The organism is Rhizobium sp. WW22, from assembly GCF_047041135.1.
Classification (GTDB): domain Bacteria; phylum Pseudomonadota; class Alphaproteobacteria; order Rhizobiales; family Rhizobiaceae; genus Rhizobium.
In genome coordinates, this window is record NZ_CP178199.1 from 991,362 (window position 1) to 1,011,277 (window position 19,916).

At 59.1% G+C, this 19,916-nt stretch carries 18 protein-coding genes; 10 read left to right on the forward strand and 8 right to left on the reverse strand.

From position 1 onward, the window contains the following. Nucleotides 1–87: 87 nt before the first annotated feature. From ACK83U_RS23525 to ACK83U_RS23535, 3 genes are read right to left on the reverse strand one after another with little or no spacing between them, the layout of a single operon-like run. A complete protein-coding gene (locus ACK83U_RS23525) occupies nt 88–1,140 on the reverse strand; it encodes an ABC transporter permease (RefSeq protein ID WP_069615620.1) in 1,053 nt (350 codons plus the stop codon). A 22-nt stretch (nt 1,141–1,162) separates the two neighbouring features. Then, a complete protein-coding gene (locus ACK83U_RS23530) occupies nt 1,163–2,707 on the reverse strand; it encodes a sugar ABC transporter ATP-binding protein (protein ID WP_112610576.1) in 1,545 nt (514 codons plus the stop codon). Beyond that, nucleotides 2,704–3,360, reverse strand: coding sequence for a DUF2291 domain-containing protein (locus ACK83U_RS23535; protein ID WP_112610578.1), 657 nt, complete (start codon nt 3,358–3,360; stop codon nt 2,704–2,706). The genes ACK83U_RS23530 and ACK83U_RS23535 overlap by 4 nt, the downstream gene beginning before the upstream one ends. 864 nt (nt 3,361–4,224) lie before the next feature. Between ACK83U_RS23535 and ACK83U_RS23540 the strand changes: the two genes are divergently transcribed. The 7 genes from ACK83U_RS23540 (at nt 4,225) to ACK83U_RS23570 (ending at nt 11,510) form a co-directional block, all read left to right on the forward strand. After that, complete coding sequence (locus tag ACK83U_RS23540; protein WP_112610580.1) at nt 4,225–5,775, forward strand: FGGY-family carbohydrate kinase; 1,551 nt, start codon at nt 4,225–4,227, stop codon at nt 5,773–5,775. 76 nt (nt 5,776–5,851) lie between these two features. Beyond that, entirely contained in the window at nt 5,852–7,363 is a 1,512-nt protein-coding gene (locus ACK83U_RS23545) for a glycerol-3-phosphate dehydrogenase (protein ID WP_112610582.1), read from the forward strand. Nucleotides 7,364–7,390: 27 nt separating this feature from the next. Then, on the forward strand, nt 7,391–8,323 hold the full coding sequence (locus ACK83U_RS23550; RefSeq protein WP_112610584.1) for a sugar phosphate isomerase/epimerase family protein: 933 nt from the start codon (nt 7,391–7,393) through the stop codon (nt 8,321–8,323). Nucleotides 8,324–8,439: 116 nt separating this feature from the next. After that, nucleotides 8,440–9,384 carry a sugar-binding transcriptional regulator gene (locus tag ACK83U_RS23555; RefSeq protein WP_112610586.1) on the forward strand — a complete coding sequence of 315 codons (945 nt, stop codon included), beginning with the start codon at nt 8,440–8,442 and terminating at the stop codon, nt 9,382–9,384. Between the two features lie 115 nt (nt 9,385–9,499). Beyond that, on the forward strand, nt 9,500–10,276 hold the full coding sequence (locus ACK83U_RS23560) for a DeoR/GlpR family DNA-binding transcription regulator (protein WP_112610588.1): 777 nt from the start codon (nt 9,500–9,502) through the stop codon (nt 10,274–10,276). Continuing rightward, on the forward strand, nt 10,273–11,043 hold the full coding sequence (locus ACK83U_RS23565) for a triose-phosphate isomerase (RefSeq protein WP_112610590.1): 771 nt from the start codon (nt 10,273–10,275) through the stop codon (nt 11,041–11,043). The genes ACK83U_RS23560 and ACK83U_RS23565 overlap by 4 nt, the downstream gene beginning before the upstream one ends. Nucleotides 11,044–11,054: 11 nt before the next feature. After that, a complete protein-coding gene (locus ACK83U_RS23570) occupies nt 11,055–11,510 on the forward strand; it encodes an RpiB/LacA/LacB family sugar-phosphate isomerase (protein WP_112400037.1) in 456 nt (151 codons plus the stop codon). Nucleotides 11,511–11,648: 138 nt separating this feature from the next. On the opposite strand, the gene ACK83U_RS23575 is transcribed toward ACK83U_RS23570, so the two are convergent. The 3 genes from ACK83U_RS23575 to ACK83U_RS23585 form a co-directional block, all read right to left on the reverse strand. Continuing rightward, nucleotides 11,649–12,656: a polysaccharide pyruvyl transferase family protein gene (locus ACK83U_RS23575; protein WP_112400038.1), complete on the reverse strand. Its 1,008-nt coding sequence runs from the start codon at nt 12,654–12,656 to the stop codon at nt 11,649–11,651. Between the two features lie 55 nt (nt 12,657–12,711). Next, nucleotides 12,712–14,196, reverse strand: a complete 1,485-nt coding sequence (locus ACK83U_RS23580) for a lipopolysaccharide biosynthesis protein (protein ID WP_015343122.1) — start codon at nt 14,194–14,196, stop codon at nt 12,712–12,714. A gap of 411 nt (nt 14,197–14,607) precedes the next feature. Next, nucleotides 14,608–15,480, reverse strand: a complete 873-nt coding sequence (locus ACK83U_RS23585; RefSeq protein ID WP_112610592.1) for a glycerophosphodiester phosphodiesterase family protein — start codon at nt 15,478–15,480, stop codon at nt 14,608–14,610. A 229-nt stretch (nt 15,481–15,709) separates the two neighbouring features. On the opposite strand from ACK83U_RS23585, the gene ACK83U_RS23590 reads away from it, so the two are divergent. Next, nucleotides 15,710–16,837 (forward strand): ROK family transcriptional regulator, encoded by a 1,128-nt coding sequence (locus tag ACK83U_RS23590; protein WP_112610594.1) that lies wholly within the window; start codon nt 15,710–15,712, stop codon nt 16,835–16,837. Nucleotides 16,838–16,870: 33 nt separating this feature from the next. Here the strand turns inward: ACK83U_RS23590 and ACK83U_RS23595 are convergent, their stop codons facing one another. Then, on the reverse strand, nt 16,871–17,245 hold the full coding sequence (locus tag ACK83U_RS23595) for a winged helix-turn-helix transcriptional regulator (RefSeq protein WP_112610596.1): 375 nt from the start codon (nt 17,243–17,245) through the stop codon (nt 16,871–16,873). 84 nt (nt 17,246–17,329) lie between these two features. On the opposite strand from ACK83U_RS23595, the gene ACK83U_RS23600 reads away from it, so the two are divergent. Then, nucleotides 17,330–17,947 (forward strand): FMN-dependent NADH-azoreductase, encoded by a 618-nt coding sequence (locus ACK83U_RS23600; RefSeq protein WP_412474885.1) that lies wholly within the window; start codon nt 17,330–17,332, stop codon nt 17,945–17,947. Between the two features lie 178 nt (nt 17,948–18,125). Continuing rightward, on the forward strand, nt 18,126–18,743 hold the full coding sequence (locus tag ACK83U_RS23605; RefSeq protein WP_412474886.1) for a hypothetical protein: 618 nt from the start codon (nt 18,126–18,128) through the stop codon (nt 18,741–18,743). A gap of 37 nt (nt 18,744–18,780) precedes the next feature. Here ACK83U_RS23605 and ACK83U_RS23610 read toward each other — a convergent pair whose 3' ends face one another. Further along, nucleotides 18,781–19,758: a DUF1402 family protein gene (locus ACK83U_RS23610; RefSeq protein WP_412475031.1), complete on the reverse strand. Its 978-nt coding sequence runs from the start codon at nt 19,756–19,758 to the stop codon at nt 18,781–18,783. Between the last annotated feature and the right edge of the window lie 158 nt (nt 19,759–19,916).

Consider the following 19,916-nt stretch of genomic DNA (forward strand, 5'->3'; position numbering starts at 1 on the left):
TTTGATGAGCTCTGGTGATGCCGGCGAACCGGCGGTCCTTTCTCCGGCCGGTGTTTTCACCGACCAGTGACAAGTTTCGGTGCAACGTCAGCCGGACTTGGTCCTGCGACCGTACTGGATGCTGTTCATGAGCACGGCGAGCACGATGACTGCGCCGGTAAAGACCGTCTGCCAGTAGGCCGAGACGCCGATGATGACGAGGCCATCCGCCAGAAAGCCGATGACGAATGCGCCAAGCATGGTGCCGCGCACCGTGCCGCGGCCGCCGGTCAATGCGGCGCCGCCAATGACGACGGCGGCAATTGCGGTCAGCTCGTAGCTGGTGCCAGCGTTCGGGCCGGCCGAGGTCAGCTGCGAGGACAGGACGAGGCCGGCAATGGCGGCACAAATGCCCGACAGGACATAGACAGCGATCTTGACCTGCTTGACCGGAACGCCGGAAAGATCGGCAGCGCGCTCGTTGCCGCCTGAGGCATAAAGCCAGCGGCCAAAGGCGGTGCGGCTGAGAACGATACCGCAAATGATCGCAAGCACAGCAAGGACGATGACGCCGATCGGAACGCCGGCGAGGCGATTGAAGCCCAGCCAGTTGAAGCCGGTATTGCCGAGTTCGGGGCGGCCGCCGAGATTGTTGTAGGTAAGCCCGTTCGTCATCAGCAACGCGATACCGCGCGCGACATAGAGGACGCCCAGCGAAGCGACGAAAGCCGGGACGCGCAGATAGGCGATAAGCACGCCGTTCACCGCACCGACGATGCCACCGAGAATGCAGGTCAGCACCACGACGGCCCAGACCGGCGGATAGAGGATGACGCCGAAGCTCGAAAGCGTGACGCCCTGCATCAGGAAGCCGGCGATACAGCCGGCAAGGCCGAGTGTCGAGCCGACGGAAAGATCGATGCCGCCATTGAGGATGACCAGCAGCATGCCGATAGCAAGGATGCCGAAGATCGCCACATGCGAGGCCATGGTCAGGAAATTGCTGAGCGAGAAGTAATAGGGCGACAGGAAGGAGAAGACCGCGATGATGACGATCAGCGCAAAGAAGGCGCGTCCTTCCAGGATCAGCCGCACGAGACTGAAATTCCGCCGCTGTCCGTTGGAAACTGGCTTTTTATCTGTGATGTTCGTGACTGACATAATCAGTGCTCCATGAATGCGGCTAGTGCGCGACCACTGCTTCGCCGGAGGCGGCCATGATCTTTTCTTTGGTGACGTCAGGACCGAATTCGGCAGAAATCCTGCCGCGGTGCATGACGATGATGCGATGGGCGATGCTCAGGCACTCGGCGACTTCCGATGTCGAATAGATCACCGCCAGCCCCTCCTTGGCGCGCTCGGCCAGCAGCTTGAAGACCTCAGCCTTCGCGCCGATGTCGATGCCGCGGCTCGGCTCGTCGAGCAGGATCACGCGAGGTGCCGTCGCCAACATCTTGCCGATGACGACTTTCTGCTGGTTGCCGCCCGATAGCGAGCCGATCGCCGCATCGCCGCCGTCGGTCTTGATATGAACCTTGCGGATTGAGTCGCTGACCAGCGTCCGCTCGCGGCCGCCCGAGGTGAAAAGACCCTTGGTGAAGGCGCCGATGCTGGCAAGCGACAGGTTCGAGCCGACCGTCATCGTTTGAACGAGACCATCGCGCTGGCGATCTTCCGGTACCAGTACAAGCCCTTGCGCGATGCGTCCGGCGATGCTGAGACCACCGACATCCGTGTTGCCGAGGAGGACGCGGCCCCCACTCGAGCGCAGCCGTCCTGCCACGCATTCGAGCAGTTCGGTACGGCCGGCGCCCATCAGACCATAGATGCAGACGATTTCGCCGGCGCGGACTTTAAGCGATAGGCGATCGACAGCGTTATAGGCGGCGCCCGAAGGGCCTGGAACCGTGAGATTGTCTATCGTCAGCGCCACGTCGCCCATTCTGTGGCCGGTCGGCGGGCTGCCGAGGTCGAAATTGTCGCCGACCATGTTGCGCACGATCCATTCGAGATCGATGTCCTTGCGCTCGGCATAGGCGGTCATGTTGCCATCGCGCAGAACGACGGCGTGATGGGTGATCTGCAGCGCCTCTTCCAGGTGGTGCGAGATATAGACGATCGACACCCCGCGGTTCGTCAGGTCGCGAATGACCTTGAAGAGAACTTCGACCTCACTGGCGCTGAGCGCCGAAGTCGGCTCGTCCATGATCAGGATGCGGGAATTGACCGATAGAGCGCGCGCGATCTCGACGATCTGCTGCTGGCCGAGACGCAGATCCTCGACCGGTGTCATCGGATCGATATTTTCTTCGAGCTCCTCCATCAGCGCCCGGGTCTGGCGTTCTTCCTCGGCGAAATCGACCACGCCTCCCTTCATGATCTCACGACCCATGAAGATGTTGTCACGGACGCTGAGGTTCGGCGCCAGGCTCAATTCCTGGTGGATGATGGAAATGCCGCAGGCGCGCGCATGCGTGGAGGAGGCGAAGGAAATGGGCGCGCCATCGAGGATGATCTCGCCCGATGTCGGCTGGATGACGCCGGAGAGGATCTTCATCAGGGTGGATTTGCCGGCGCCGTTTTCACCGAAGAGGGTGGTGACTTCGCCGCGGCGAATATCGAAATTGACACCCTTCAACGCATGGACGCTGCCATAGGATTTGGCAACGTTGCGGGCGGCGAGAACGACTTCACCCGTGGTGGTGCCATTGTACTGGACCTGGCTCATTTCACGTCGACCTTTACCGGGGTGACGAGCCAGTTCTTCGGATTGATGAGCTTGAAGACCCCGACGACCGTTGCCGTCTTGCCGGTCAGCTTTTCAGGATCCAGGCTGCCAAGGGTCGCCTTCTTCATCTCATTGTTGATGGCGGAGCCCGCGTCCTGATATTCGATCTGGTTGGTGAATTGCCCGAATTCAATCTTGCCAGTCGCATCGCGAAGATCGGTGCCGTTGATGGCAGGACCCGTCTGGATGCGAACGGTGATGCCGTCGGGCATGCCGTCCACCTTGAATTCGTTGAGGTTGGCCTTGCGCTCGCCAAAGGTGCCCGTCAAGGAGACGGGAAGAACGGGACCGGTTGTAGTCGCGACGCCATATTTCTCGCCGGCCGCCTTCTTGTCGGCGAGAACCGCACTGGCGAGCGTCACCGCATCGACGGCGCGCTTTTCGACATCGGTCTGCACTTTCGGGAATTCGGCAGTGCCATAGGTATCCGGTTGGAAACCCTGTTGGCGCACGTCGTGTTCGGAGCCAATTTTGACCACCTTGGTATCGGCGGTGATGGCGCCGATCACGATCACAAATGCGGCGATGCCGATGACGATCTTCACCTTGGAGCCGGTCGGCTTGGTAGTTGCGTATTGAGCTTGCGTATTCATGTTCAAACGACCTTGGGCATGTCAGCCGGATTGCCTGATGGAGAAAGAGAGAAAAGTGCCGCGATCCGGCTTAGTGGCAGTCGGGCCTGCGCATTTGGCGCGCGGCGCGTTCCGCTTGGCTTCGGGCTACGCCGTCACCGAAAGGGAAATTCAACATCAGGAGCCTCCTCAGCATACAGGCGACTGTCTCCTCCAATCGCCCTCTTCACATTTTCCGCATCTATGCGATATTTGTGATATAAGTATGTTAATAACTGCGCTTCATATGTTATAAATCTTTAAGGCTGTCAACCGTGATTTAGTGCGCTTTGTATTCGGTGGGCCTCTATGAGTTTCAGTGTTTCCTGTTTTTTCGCGCTTAAGCTTGCGGCTCTATTGGTGCTGTACGGACGTCCTGCGATCGGTGACGCTTTAGCCGCCTTAACTGCAGGTAAACTGCTTAAGTAATTAAAATAATTCGTGAATATGGAAGCGCTGCACACATATTTTGCAACGTCTTACCAACCCCTTCTGAGGAGCTCCGTCCGTTACGTCAATTTTCTTCGATTGCAGTCGCCGCTCCTGCTTGCGGTGACGTGACGTTTATTTCCATCTATTTTATATGAAAAAAATTACAACACCAGAAAATTATTACTGCGGCCGCGATATCTTTGTGTTATGAGGGCGGCATTCGGATGAATCGTGGATCCATTGTCTGTTAAGTGGTGCTTCATTCGTCATTCTGTCTGTGGAGTGGCAAATATAGCGACGACGAATGCGGACGAGCATAGCTTATGCCCTTGGTCGTAAGGGGAGGAATGAAAATGTTTGTGATGTTTGCTTGCGCTCGTGTTGCAAGACGCGGGACGGTGGGGTCGGCGTCCAATGCCTAAGGGTAACGGGATCATCATCGGGATCGATGCGGGGACCTCTGTTTTGAAGGCAGTTGCCTTCGACCTAACCGGAAAGCAGATCGCTTCCGCTTCGGCGCGAAATCGCTACCGGACGGGTGAAGACGGATCGGTCACGCAGTCGCTCGGCCAGACCTGGGCGGACTGTGTCAGCGCGTTGCGCGGGCTTGGAGAGAAGGTGGAAAATCTTGCCAGCCGGACGGCTGCGATCGCGGTTACGGGGCAGGGCGACGGCACTTGGCTTGTTGGTCCTGGCAATGCGCCCGTCGATGATGCCTGGATTTGGCTTGATGCCCGAGCCGCATCGACGGTCACACGGTTGGGCGCCCTGGAAGGTAATCGCGCCCGTTTCGAGGCGACCGGAACCGGTCTCAATACCTGCCAGCAGGGCGCGCAGCTCGCCCATATGGATCGCTTCATGCCTGAGCTTCTCGATCGGGCCGAGACGGCGCTGCATTGCAAGGACTGGCTCTATCTCAATCTGACAGGCGTTCGCGCGACCGATCCATCCGAGGCGAGCTTCACCTTCGGTAATTTCCGCAATCGTCAGTATGATGCTGTTGTCATCGATGCGCTCGGCCTTGCCCGCCGGCGCTCGCTTCTTCCCGAGATCGTCGATGGAACGGAGATCAGCCATCCCTTGACGGAAACGGCGGCAAAGGCAGCCGGTCTGCTGGCCGGAACGCCGGTATGTCTCGGCTATGTCGACATGGTGATGACCGCACTTGGCGCCGGAGTTCGCACCGGCGGCCAGAACGCGGCCTGCTCAACGATCGGATCGACGGGCGTGCATATGCGCGCAAAGGCCGTGCCGGATGTCCAGCTCAATGACGAAGGGACCGGCTATGTGATCGCCCTGCCGATCCCTGGCATCGTCACGCAGGTCCAGACCAACATGGGTGCGACCATCAATATCGACTGGATTCTAAAGATCGCGGCAGATCTGATGTCCGCAAGCGGGAGCGAGATTTCCTATTCCGACCTCATTCCGCGCATCGACGCCTGGTTTGCCGAAGCGCGGCCGACAAATCTTATCTATCATCCCTATATTTCCGAGGCCGGCGAGCGCGGTCCCTTCGTCAATGCCCATGCGCGTGCCGGCTTTACCGGGCTTTCGACGCGGCATGGATTTGCCGACATTCTGAGGGCTGTCGTCGAAGGGCTCGGCATGGCAACGCGCGATTGCTATGCCGCCATGGGCGACATGCCTTCGGAGCTGCGCATCACGGGAGGAGCTGCCCGGTCGCGCGCACTGCGGGGTTCGCTGTCGGCCGCCGTCAAGGCACCGGTGCGGATTTCCGATCGCGAGGAGGCGGGGGCCGCAGGCGTCGCGATGATGGCCGCCGTCGCGATCGGCGCCTATCGCGACATGGACAGCTGCATTGCTGACTGGGTGACGCCGCTGCTCGGCGAAGCCGAAGCGCCGGATCAGGAAAACGTCGAGCGCTATGACCGCTTGTTCGACGCCTACAAGGACGTGCGCCAGGCGATTGCGCCGGCTTGGGACAAACTGGCCCAGCACTAGCCGTTATCAGGCCGGCGAGCGAGCGCGGCTTAAAAGATTGAATTGATGATGCCATAGGCATCCTTAGGAGCATGACATGATGGAACCGGAAATCTTTGATCTTTTCGTGATTGGCGGAGGCATCAATGGTGCCGGCATTGCCCGCGATGCGGCCGGCCGCGGCCTTTCGGTTATCATGTGCGAGAAAGGCGATCTCGCCGAGGGGACGTCTTCGCGCTCCGGCAAGCTCGTGCATGGCGGCCTGCGCTACCTTGAATATTATGAATTCCGCCTGGTGCGCGAGGCACTGATCGAACGTGAGGTGCTGTTGAACTCGGCCAGCCACATCATCTGGCCGATGCGCTTCGTTCTTCCCCATAGTCCGACGGATCGTCCGGCCTGGCTGGTTCGTCTCGGTCTGTTTCTCTACGATCATCTCGGTGGCCGCAAGAAGCTGCCGGGCACCCGCTCGCTCGATCTGCACCGCGATCCGGAAGGGGCGCCGATCCTGGATCAATATTCCAAGGGTTTTGAATATTCCGACTGTTGGGTTGATGACGCCCGGCTCGTCGTTCTCAACGCTCTCGATGCTTCCGCCAAGGGCGCGCGGATCCTGACGCGCACGGCTTGCGTCAGCGCGCGTCGCGAGCAGGGTAACTGGCTCATTCAAATGCGCAGCGAGCGCTCCGGCGAGGTGCGGACGGTGCGCGCTCGCGTGTTGGTCAATGCCGCCGGTCCCTGGGTCAACGACATTATCGGCCGCGTCGTCGGCTCGAACAGCCAGCGTAGCGTCCGGCTGGTCAAGGGCAGCCACATCATCGTTCCGAAATTCTGGGCCGGCCAGCAGGCCTATCTCGTGCAGAACCACGATAAGCGCGTCATCTTCATCAACCCTTACGAAGGCGACAAGGCGCTGATCGGCACGACCGACATTCCCTACGAAGGCAAGCCGGAAGAGGTAAAGGCCGACGAGAAGGAAATCGATTACCTGATCACGGCGGTCAATCGCTACTTCAAGGAGAAGCTGCGCCGCTCTGATGTGCTTGAAAGCTTCTCCGGTGTGCGGCCGCTGTTCGACGATGGCAAGGGCAATCCGTCGGCTGTCACGCGCGACTATGTCTTCGATCTCGACGAGACCGGTGGCGCGCCGCTCCTGAGCGTCTTCGGCGGCAAGATCACCACCTTCCGCAAGCTCTCCGAGCATGCGATGCAGCGGCTTGCGAAATTCTTCCCGAAGATGGGTGGCGACTGGACGCGGGGGGCTGTTTTGCCGGGTGGCGAAATCCCCGATGCCGATTATGTCGCCTTTGCCGATACGCTGCGGGCGGCCTATCCCTGGATGCCGCGTGCGCTCGTCAATCACTACGGCCATCTTTATGGCGCCCGCACGAAGCAGATCGTCGGCAATGCCACGTCGCTGGCGGACCTCGGCCGGCATTTCGGCGGCGATCTCTACGAGGCCGAAGTCCGCTATCTCGTGGCTTGCGAATGGGCGCAGGCGGCCGACGACGTGCTGATGCGGCGTACCAAGGAAGGTCTGCACATGACAGCTGAGGAAAAGGCGGCCTTTGCCGCCTGGTTCGATGCCGAACTGGCGCTGGCCGCCTGAACCACCAGATCTTGCCGGAGAATACGCATGCCCTTGACGCTTTCACTCAACACCAACCCGCTTGTCAATCGCTTTGCCGAGCCGGCCGATTTGATCGAAACGGTCGCGCGTGACCTGCGCATCCGCGATCTGCAGCTGACGCACGAATTCATCAATCCGAGCTGGCAGGCACCGGTCATTCGCCGGCTGACGCGGGATATGCAGGCGGCACTGAAGCGCACCGGCGTTCGCGTGACCTCAGGCATGACCGGCCCGTATGGCCGCCTTAACCATTTCGGTCATCCGGACAGGGATGTTCGCCGCTACTATATCGACTGGTTCAAGACTTTTGCCGATATCACCGCCGATCTCGGCGGTCATTCGGTCGGCACGCAGTTCGCGATCTTCACCTACAAGGATTATGACGATCCGGTCCGCCGCGAGGAATTGATCGAGATCGCGATCGACTGCTGGGGCGAGGTGGCCGAACATGCCCGGGCTGCCGGCCTCTCCTATATCTTTTGGGAGCCGATGAGCATCGGCCGCGAATTCGGCGAGACGATCGAGGCCTGCCTTTCCCTGCAGGACAGGCTGACCAAGGCGCCGTTCGCCATCCCCATGTGGATGATGGCCGATATCGATCATGGCGATGTCACCTCGGCCAATACCGATGACTATGACCCTTACGCCTGGGCGCGCGCCGTGCCGAAGGTTTCGCCGATCATCCATATCAAGCAGAGCCTGATGGACAAGGGAGGGCATCGTCCCTTCACAGCGGAATTCAATGCCAAGGGCCGCATCCAGCCGGAACCGCTGTTGAAGGCATTTGCTGAAGGTGGTGCCAAGGACAATGAAATCTGCCTGGAATTGTCGTTCAAGGAGCGCGAGCCCAATGATCGCCAGGTCATCCCGCAGATTGCCGAAAGCATTGCCTTCTGGGCGCCTCATATCGACACGGGCGTCAGCGACTTGCATATCTAACCGGTGGAGCGGCCGAGTCCCGATTCAACAGGTACCGAGGAGGTGGCCGGATCGGACACTATGGCCGGAGAGAACAGGCGGAGGACTATGCGTATAGAAATGAAAGGGAACGGACGATGACGGATGCGGATGCTTCGCTCGCCGTGCGGGCGGCCTGGTTGCACTATGCCGGCGGGCTGACGCAGTCCGAAGTGGCGAAACGTCTCGGCGTTCCCTCGGTGAAGGCGCACAGGCTGATTGCGCGCGCGGTTGCCGAAGGCGTCGTCAAGGTGACGATCGACGGCGATATCGTCGAATGCGTCGAGTTGGAATCCAAACTTTCGGCTCGCTTTGGGCTGCAATATTGCGAAGTCGCACCCGATCTGGGCGAGGAGGGTTTCGAGTTTCGCGCACTCGGTCAGGCGGGAGCCGGCTTCCTGCGGCGCGAGATCGAGAGCGGCCACAATAAGGTGATCGGCCTCGGCCATGGCCGAACGCTCTCTTCCGCCGTCCATCACCTGTCGCGCGTCAGCGCCAAGGATTTACGCTTCGTCTCGCTGCTCGGTGGCCTGACGCGAAACTATGCAGCCAACCCCTATGACGTGATGCACCGCATAGCCGAAAAGACGGGCATGCAGTCGCATGTCATGCCAGTGCCCTTCTTCGCCAATACGCGGGAAGACCGCGATGTGCTGCTTGCGCAGCGCGGCGTGAAGGAAGTCTTCGATCTTGCAAACGGTGCCGATCTCAAGCTCGTCGGTCTCGGCACGGTCGATACCGATGCGCAGCTCGTCTTGTCGGGCATGGTCGAGCCGAAGGAGATCAAGGAGATCACGGCGGCCGGCGGCGTCGGCGAAATTCTCGGCCATTTCTTCGATGCCGACGGCAATATTCTTGAGACGACGCTGACCTCGCGCACATTGTCTGCCTCCCTGCCGCGCATCAAAGGCGAACGGCTGGTCGCGCTTTCGGGCGGATTGCCGAAGGTCGAAGCCATCCTTGCCGTCCTCAAGAGCCGCTGTCTCTATGGTCTGATAACGGATGAGAAAACGGCGCGGGCGCTCCTGACGGATGAGGTGTGATGCTGCGCCATAAAACAGGAATTCATCTCAACATAACAGCAGAAATGTTGATTTGTGAGATTTTGATGTTATATCTCCTTTAAGATCCATTTCGGGCCAAAGGCCGGAGTGCAAAGTGAAACGCGAAGAGCGCCAGCAATCGATCATCAATCTGCTCGTCGAGCACAAGACCGTCGATCTCGACGATCTCGCTGACCGCTTTGTCGTGTCCAAGATGACGATCCACCGCGATCTCGATGATCTCGAACAGGCTGGCGTGTTGCGCAAGGTCCGAGGCGGCGCGACGATCGATGCCGGCACCCAGTTCGAAAGTGATTTCCGGTTCCGCGAGCGCCAGGGTCATGACGAGAAGCTCGCCATGGCGCGCACGGCGCTGGAACTGGTCGAGCCCGGCATGACCGTCATGATCAACGATGGGTCGATGGCAGCCGTTTTGGGTGAGATGCTGCTGCAGAAGCGGCCGTTGACGCTGATCACCAACAATGCCGCAATCATCGATCGGATGAAGAACGAAAGCGGCATCACCTTGATAGCGCTCGGCGGCATCTATTCCGCAAAGTTCAACGCGTTTTTGGGCGTCGTTACCGAGGAGGCATTGTTACGGTTGAGAGCCGACATCGCCTTCCTGTCGACGCCGGCCGTTTCCGGTAGACTTGCCTATCATATGGACGACAACGTCGTGCGCACCAAGCGGGCAATGATCGCATCGGCTGCCAAAAGCTGCCTGCTCGTCAGCCATCAGCGCATCGGCCATACGGCCCTGCATGTGATGGCCGATCTTACCGATTTCGACGCCGTGATTACCGATCACGCGCCTGACGCTGCCATTGTCGAGCAATTTCGCCGCGACGGCATCACACTTACCATCGCCTCGAACCAGGATATGACATGACAGAGAAGCCTCGCTATTGGATCGGCACGAGCTGGAAGATGAACAAGACGCTTGCCGAGGCCCGCGCCTTCGCTGAGGCCTTGCGTGCCGCCGATGCTTTTCGGGATCCTCGCATCCAGCGCTTTGTCATTCCACCCTTCACGGCCGTGCGGGAAGTCAAATCGATCCTCTCGGAAAGCTCCGTCAAGGTGGGCGCCCAGAACATGCATTGGGCCGACCAGGGTGCGTGGACGGGGGAAATCTCGCCGTTGATGTTGAAGGATTGCAATCTCGATATCGTCGAGCTCGGCCATTCGGAGCGTCGCGAGTATTTTGGCGAGACCAACGAAACCGTCGGCCTCAAAACAGAGGCGGCCGTTCGTCATGGCTTGATCCCGTTGATTTGTATCGGCGAAACGCTGGCCGATCGTGAGAGCGGTCGTGCAACGGAGATCCTGAGCGAGCAGGTCATTGGCGCTCTGTCGAAGCTCCCGGACGCGCAGAAGCAGGCTGAGATCCTGCTCGCCTATGAGCCGGTCTGGGCGATCGGCGAGAAGGGAATCCCTGCAGAGCCTTCCTATGCTGATGCGCGCCAGGCTGAAATCGTCGCGGTCGCGCAAAAGGTACTCGGTCGAAAGATCCCCTGTCTCTACGGGGGATCCGTCAATCCGCAAAACTGCGAAGAACTCATATCCTGCCCGCACGTAGACGGGCTCTTCATCGGCCGCTCGGCCTGGAACGTCGAGGGCTATCTCGACATCTTGGCCAAGTGCGCCGCCAAACTCTGAGGAGACATATCATGAAGCTTGCTATTGCTGGAGACAGCGCCGGCGAAGGCCTCGCCAAGGTTCTCGCCGATCATCTGAAGGAGCGTTTCGAGGTGAGCGAAGTGTCGCGCACTGACGAAGGGCCTGATGCGTTTTACGCCAACCTCGCCGACCGCGTCGCCTCCGGCGTCATCGACGGCACCTATGACAAGGCAATCCTCGTCTGCGGCACCGGCATTGGCGTCTGCATCTCGGCCAACAAGGTGCCGGGTATTCGCGCTGCTCTGACCCATGACACCTATTCGGCGGAACGCGCGGCGCTCTCGAACAATGCCCAGATCATCACCATGGGTGCCCGCGTCATCGGCACTGAGCTCGCCAAGGCGATTGCCGACGCCTTCCTGGCGCAGACGTTTGACGAGAATGGCCGCTCGGCCGGCAACGTCAAGGCCATCAACGAGGTCGATGCGAAGTACAACGCCCGTTAAGAGCGATTTTGGGAAAGGGCAGGCGGTTTGTCTGCGCTGCTCGGATGGCTGCCTCCCAGGCTGGATCGAGCCAATATCAGGCGAAGGGACTTGAAGCGCTTTCGCCTTATTATTTTTGTAAGCCTACGACACGGCCTGTCAGGCAGCGGCCAATGGCTGTGTCGCCTGATGGCGCGCCCAGGCGATACCGTCATCGAGCGAGGTTGCTCGATATGCAAGATCGGTACCGCCGGAAAATGCCGCCATGAACCGGCGTATCTTGCCATAGCTATTGTCCAGCACCGCATGCGGCCGTCCAAGCAGGATCGAGCAGATATGGACATGCAGACGGTCCGTGACGATAGCCTGGCCGCGGGAAATCTGGCGTATGCCGCGTCTAAGACGATTATGTGCCGCTGCGTCGAGCTTGCGCAGTCTTATTTCAGCCGGTTTGAGAGCCATGAGAGCCGTTGCCGCGCCGATCGCCTTGGAGATGCGCACACGCTTGGCGGATTCGGTCGTCCAGTCCTCTTTCGGGATATCGGGATAGGCGGAGAGATTGGCGTCGCCCACCTTCTCAAGATCGGATCTCAACATGGCAAGCACGGGAAATTCCGGGGCCTCCGGCCGGATTGGACCGATGCTGAAGGCCATGTCCGGGCAAAGACGCACCTCGCAATCGAAGTGCTTATGGGCAAACTCTTTCGATTCCTCGTCGCGCACCAGCAATACGAAATGCTTGTGACGTCCGATGACGCGGGCGCTTTCCTCTATGCGTGCCTGCGATTTGTAATGGATGGATTGCGGGAACTGGATTACCTGCCGATTGGGAAATCGCTCCAGAACCCGTTCACGGAAGTCCTGATGCGCATCCCATATGTCGCCGAAATTGCCGCCGCCATGAATGAAGATCGGGCCGGTCGGCATGGTGCGCTCGAGTTGCTCGGGCGAGAAATCGTCGATGCGCGAGACATAGGCCGGGCGCTTGCCGTATCGCCTGTTGAGATAAGCCATTTCACCGAGCCAAATGGCGGAGTCGCCGCAGTTGCGGATGTCGGGAAAGTCGAGGATCGCCAGAGGTTCATCATTGCTGATATAATCCTTCAGGCAATCGTGGATCATGTTGTCCAGTTTGGCGATCAGCTGTTGATTTGCTGGTAATGTCATTTCCCCATTCCCCCATTCAGATGACGATCAATCCGGCCGGTGTCGGCCGCGCGTTTCAGGCAGGCCGAAGTCTCGGCAGCACCTTGCCGAGTATGTTTCGAACCTCCGTTTCCGGGCCGGCCGGCCGCTTCATCAGCGTCCACAGCAGGAGCGTCGAACCGCAATAGAGCAGGCCGCCGAGCAGGATCAGGATTGCGAGATGCGTTACGAGCACGAACTTGTCGTCCGTGTAGGCAAGATGGCTCGAGGCAAAAGAGACGCCCGCCGCCATGATGGCGACGCTCGCGAGTGCCCGAAGGTTCACCGACAATTGCTTTGCAACGGTGATGCCGGTGAAGCGTCGCACGAGCATCATGTTGACGGCCGTGCTGAAGAGGCCGGTGAAGACGCGGCCGGCAATGACCCCCGGAAGGCCATAGAGCATCAGGCCGCCAATCATGATCGGGACACGCAGGCAGAACATCTGCGTGTCCCGGACGAAGAGCACGCGCGTCTCGCCCTTTGCCATGCCGAGCGGCTGTACGAGCGAGCCCAGCGTCTGCAGCGCAAAGACAGAGGCCAGCGACTGGATGATGAAAATGACAGGCGCCCATTTGTCGCCGAGCGCGAGCCTCACCAACGGATCGGCGGTCACGGCAACGCCGATGCCGGCTGGAAGGGCGACAGCGGCAACCAGTGCCTGCACGCGTTGATAGGCGGCGGCGAGCCTGCCTGGATCGTTGTGAATACCGGCAAAAGCCGGATAGATCGTCTGCGTGAGTGGAGCGGTCGCCTCCCGCGTCGGCATCATGGCGAGGTTGCTGCCGACCGAATAATAGCCGAGCTGGATGCCGCCGAGCATCTTGCCGACAAGCAGATAGTCGAAGCGCCAATTGAGCGTGCTGACGATCTGGCCGGCGGTCAGCCAGGCGGAGAAGGAGAAGAACTCCCGCATGTGCTGGAAGGTGATCCTGGGGCGGAAGGGCAGCACGAGATAGGAGACGATGACATTCGTCGCCTGGCTGATCAGCGTGCCGACGATCAGCGCCCAATAGCTTTGATAGATGATGGCGATTGCAACGGAGGCGACGAAGCCGGCGAATTTCTGCGAGACCGCAAGCACGAACTCCTGCCAGAAGATCAGATCGCGCTGCAGCATGATGCGGCGCGGATTCGTGAGACCACCAAGCAGCATGCTGATGCCGAGAGCGAACATGACGCCCGCCAGTCTAGGCTCATTGAAAAGGGCCGCCGCCGGATAGGCAAAGATCGCAAACAGGATGCAGATCGCCAGCCCGCGCGCGGCATTCAGGGTCCAGGCGGCACTGAAATGGGATTCGTCCGGTGCAGCATGACGGATCAGCGCCTCCGAAAGGGAAAGTTCGGTAATGGTCGTGACGATCATCAATATCGTCATGCCAAGGGCGACGACGCCAAAATCGGCGGGCGCGAGATAGCGGGCCAATACGAAGGTGCTGAGCGTTGCAAGTCCGTTCACGATGGTCCGCGACAGGCTTAGCCACATGCTTCCTTTGACGAGCCGTCCAGTGATGCTGCTCATGCGATACTGAAGTCCCACTGCGCTATGACGCGACCTCATAACCGCACGAATATTCCTTGCCGTAACAGCGTCTTAGCTGCTGGAACGGCTGCACAGGATTATGCAGGATTATATGGTCGCTATGGATGGGGCGGACCCCGGCGTATGAGCGGGAACTAGTTCAGCGATTCCTTAAGTCAACATTCAAAATTCATTTTCACATCAGTTTTAATTCATTTTCGCATCATTTCCTTTGCGATGCAGCATTTGCCTTTCAGATGACCAAAATTGGTAAGGCTGCTCTTGAGAAACGCCCCTCTTCGCGAGCGCGAAGGCTTCGCTTTAGATTGCTACCAGCGCGGGAGGACGCAAAAGCCCGGGCAACGGGAGGTCGCCCGGGCTTTCTTGTCTGTGCGTTAAACCGAAGGGCCTTTATTTGCCGCTTCTGGTCACGAGCCACTGCTTGAATTCGACGTTCGTATCGGTCTGGATGGCGCCGACGCCGGCATCAACGAGTGTTCCCCATACGCCTTCCGGGTCGCTAAGCGCCCGGCTATCGCTGAAGTCGAGATTGTAGGAGACATCAAGCGTATTGATCCAGAGCCGGATATTTTGGCGTTCCAGTTCCTCGCGCCCGGCTGCGAGATCGGCAATGTCGGTAAATTTCACCTCGATCATCGGCGCGTTGAGCGGCTCGATCATTCGAAGATCCTCGGTAATTTTTCCGGGCCGGACGCGAAACATCGGCATATGCGGGATCGAGCCGAACCAATCGGCATCGAGTACAGGAAAGGAGCCGCTTTGCGGCTCGACATCCGACTTGATGATGACGTGATCCTCGGCACCCAGACGGCGCACCGCGGCAATGACCTGCGGCAATTCACGCGGAAATTTCGTGTCGATATTGACGAAGACGCGCCCGCGCGCCTCCTCCAGCGCCTCTTCGAGCGTGGGAATACGCTCGTCCGTCAGCGCCGTCATCTCTCCGCCAGCGCCGGCACGCAGTCGGGCCTCGCGGATTGTGGCAAAGCTGCTCGCTCCGACCACACCTTTAGCCGACGTGGTGCGGTCCAGCGTCTTGTCGTGAATGACGACGAGATGGCCGTCGGCAGTCGCCTGTGTGTCGATTTCGACGAATTCCACACCAAGCTCGGCTGCCGCACGGATTGCCGCCAATGAATTTTCGGGAGCTGCCGACCAAAGCCCACGATGGGCAATCGTCAGAATGTTTGGATTGGTCCGGGAAAGGAGGTCGTAGATATCGGCATTGCGAGATAAGGGCGAGGTGGCGGTCTGGCTATGCATGGGAAGAGCTTTCGTGAGCTGGAGGCGGAATGAGCGGATGCGGGGTTCGATGTCGAATGGGAGCACCAATGGCTATGGCCGACGCGGTGGCATTGGCACCGATCGCTGTTATGGTTATTAATACACATAAAGTGTAATATTTATGACGAGCGGCAGCGAATATATAGGTCCGGATTGTGCCCGGATAGGCGAACGGCTAGGTCGGTACGACAGGATCAGGATTGCAGTCATGGCAGCGTTGGAAAAATTCCCACTGGCAAGCGAGAATGAGCGCCTCATCCTCGATATTGTCCGCAATCACGAACCGATTCCGCGCGCGACTATTACAGCGCACACCAATTTGACGCAGCAATCGGTACATCGTCTCGTCGAGGCGCTAGTGGCTCGCGGCTTGCTTCGCGCCGGTGCGCCATTTAAGGGCGCGCGCGGGCAGCCGAGCCCGACGATCGAACTGGAGCGGCAGGCGGTTTATTCGGTTGGTATTTCCGTCAATACCGATGCTGTGACACTGTCGCTTGCTGATTTCGGCTGCGACATCGTCGATCAGGAGGTGCTGAGGGGCGTGCCGGTCGACCGCAAGGCAACGCTGGCAATCCTTGATAAGAAACTGGGTTCGATGCTGGTGCGCCACGAAATATCGCGCGAGAACCTCATCGGGCTCGGCTTTGCCATGTCGGGTTTCTTCGTCGGCGATGATCGTCGCTTTAACGCTCCGGAGCCGCTGCGCGACTGGTCTCTGGTCGATCTGCAGCCGGAACTCGAGCATGTGTTCGGAGTTCCGGTCTGGTTGGACAACAACGCAACGACGGGCGCCATAGGCGAGAGTCTGCGCGGTGTCGGGCGCTGGTGTAAGACCTTTGCATACCTCTCCTTCAATTATGGATTTGGCGGCGGCCTCATCCTGGAGGGCAGGCCTTATCTGGGCTTCCATGGGAATGCCGGGGAATTCAGCGTCATCTACAATCCCGACGAAATGCTACGCCGGCCGGCTTTGCAATATCTCATCGCCACGTTGCGGGAGAGTGGTGTCGACATAGGTTCCGTCGAGGAGCTGCGGCAGAATTTCGACCCTTCCTGGCCCGGCGTCGAGAGCTGGCTCTCCGAGACCATGCCGATGCTCGACCGCCTGATCGCCACGCTTGCCGGGGTGATCGATCCGCAAGCCATCGTCTTCGGTGGCCAGCTACCGCCCGAGCTTGGACGAATGATGATCGCGCGCGCCCGCCTGCCGTCGCAGCGTCCGCACCGCTATGGTGCCGCACCGCCCGGACCTCGGCTGGTTCTCAGCGAAACCAAAGGTGATGCCAGCGCGATCGGCGCGGCGCTGCTTCCACTGAAGTTCCGGTATTTCTTGTAGGCACTTGAATGAATTACTTACCGAAACGCCTACCTACCGTTTGTCGTATTGAGCGCGTGCCTCCTGGATGACATCCTGATTGGCGGTCGCCCATCCCACAAGCGCCATCACCGGGCCAAGCAGTTCCCGACCGGATTTGGTGAGTTCATAGTCCACTCGGGGTGGAATGGTGGGGAATAGCGTACGCGTCACCAGCCCGTCGCGCTCCAGCCCGCGCAGCGTCAACGTCAGCATTCGCTGAGAAATGCCGTCGATCCGCCGCCGCAATTCGTTGAACCGTAGGGGGCCATCTTTGAGAATGGCAATGACGTACAGGCTCCATTTATCGCCGATGCGATCGAGAATTTCCCGCACCATCCGGCAATCGTCGAGATGGGGGATGGGAAAATCAATGTCATTCAGTGTCATGAATGTGCCTTCTTGCGGAGAATGAATTAGTTACATTAATAGCGTTGGTCACAATTATTTACCACTCATACAAGGAGTCAGCAAATGACCAACATTCTCGTCGTAACCTCGAGCCCGCGCGGGGCCGAAGGCCTGTCCACGCGATTCGCAACCGAGGTCGCGGAAGGGCTCAGAGATCACCTCGGCGGAACGCTCGTGATACGCGACTTGGCAGCTCAGCCGCTGCCGCATATCACGCTGGCCTATATCGAAGGCCGCATAGCGCCCTCGATAGCGCGGACGCCGGAACAGACTGAAGCCGTAGCACTTGCAGAGACATTGGTGAACGAGGTCAAGGCCGCCGAGGTGATTGTCATCGGCTCCGGAATGATCAACTTCAGTCTGTCTTCGCAACTCAAGGCCTGGATGGATCATATCATCTGGCCCGGCGTCACCTTCAGCTATGATGCGAGCGGCGTTAACGGCCTTCTGAGCGGCAAAAAAGCCTATGTGGTGACGGCCGGTGGCGGTGTCTTCTCGGAGGGTGTTCATGCGGCCTTCGATTTTCAGACGAACTATCTGGAGCATCTGCTCGGCTTCATGGGCATAACCGACATCGAAACTATCCGCGTCGAAGGGACGGCCCACGGCCCAGAGGCGACAAATGCGGCCATTGCCAAAGCCGAAACGCTGATACGTTCTGTGCTCGAACAGGCAGCGTGATTAGTCGCAACGGTCCTTGCGGAATGGGAATGGGCTCGTGCGCTATGGGTTGAGCCCATTCTTCCCTCAGCGCGCAGCCGATCCGGGAGGGGCGCACTTTATTTCCGCCTCATCAATGTTTCAGTGTGCTGTCAGAACAACTTGCTAATCCACGGCCCGTATTTTCTGGACGACCGTATTGGTGCGTAAGACTGCAATCATTGTCGGCAATGGCAAGCTGGAACGCGATATCGCCGGTATCGTCGACGAGGCGCAATTCGTCATGCGTTTCAATGAGCCGGTCCTTTCCGGCGGCATGAGCGGCGAGCGCACCGACATGATCATGCTGGCTGCCTCGAGCAAGATCCTGTATCGGCGGCTTCTCGATCCTGGCTTCATGGATAACGCTGCGCTTAAGGCCGCAAAGGTCTTCATGCTGGCCTACCACCCCGATATCATTCGCAAATATCATCCAAGACCCAACATTTTCCAGCGTTTGCAGGGCCGACGGGCTGACTGGACGATGCAGGCAATCGAGTTGCTGGGCAGGGCCGGCAAGGAGATCCGCATCATGCCGCCGCAGACCTATATTGCAGGCTGCGGTGAGCTCGGTATTTCTGAGCGTCACATGCACAAGGTCTTTCCCAGCACCGGCTTCCTTGGCATCCGTTATGCGCTCGTAAGGTTCCCCGCGTCCGAATGGGACGTCAAGCTATGCGGCTTTGGCTGGGAAGGGTGGAAGCGGCATGATTGGCAGAATGAACGAGCCTGGGTCGAAAACAAGATTGCCAATGATCGCGTCAGCCTGATCACCTGATTAGGCCGATGGTCATCATGGGTGAAGTTCTGCCGGCCTATTGGCTATTGTCGCTGCCGAGCAACCCGCGCAGCTCCGGCAGTTTATCGTTCACCAGCCAGCCATAATAATTTTCTTCCGGCAGTTTCTTCCCGCTCGTAGCGTCCGCCGCTTGCCGCAGGGCGGCCGCACGGCGGCGCGGCTGGCCGACATTGTAAAGCGTTGCCGTCAGGCCGGGATTGTCGGTGATGTCGAAACCCTCCGCACGATAGGCGTCGATGGCATCCTTTACGATAGCGGCGATATAGATCACGCTGCGATCGGGATCCATGATGTCGCGGTAGATCGCCTGCGGATCATCGACGGAAAGCTTCGGCAGGCCGCTCGTCGCATGCACGAGATCGGTGACTTCAAGGGCGGTCAAAGGGCTGATCTGCCCAAGGCCGAAGGTCTGGCCGGCAAAGAAAGGCTGGAAGAAGGCGCGCTGGAACGTCATGTTTTCGTAAGTGACGCCGTCGATGACCTTGCCTCGGAAACTCTTGTCCCAGGTCTCGTCACGGCATTCCCACAATTCGGCGCTGCCGGTGAAGGCGTTGCAAGGGGCGAATTCCGGCTTTTTCAGGAAGGTTTGGACGGTCACGTCCTTATAGGCAAACTTGAAATCGGACTGCGAATAGGCGAGCGCCTTGACGTAGTAGGACTTCACCCTGTTGACGATCGTGATGTTGTAGGTGTGTTCGCCGACAAGGGCGCCAACGATGTGGATGGGATCGATCTGGTAGGCCTGTCCGGCCTTCCTGATCGAGGCCATCAAGTCCTTGTCGTCGCGAAGCACGCCGACGATCTTCTGGTATTTTTCGTCGTAGGTCGTGTTGAAGGCCTTGGCCCGCAGTACCGAGGTGTTCGGTATGGGCGGCTGGACGCTGTTGCGATTGCCCGGCGGCACGCGCACGAGCTCATGCGCGGAAGCGGCATTCGTCAATGCAAGGATAAAAAGGAGACCGAGTGCCGGGAGTATCGACAGGCGTGTTCGCATTCGCAAGCTGACTTTCCAAAATGTACCCCGGCGCGGGGACGATCTTGATACGCGATCGTTATCCGAAGGCAAGAGCGCAAGCTTCTTCCGCCCCGCGAATCACAATAAACTTCGATCAAAGCAGCTTTCGGCTGCAGAGGCATACGGGATATAGCCGT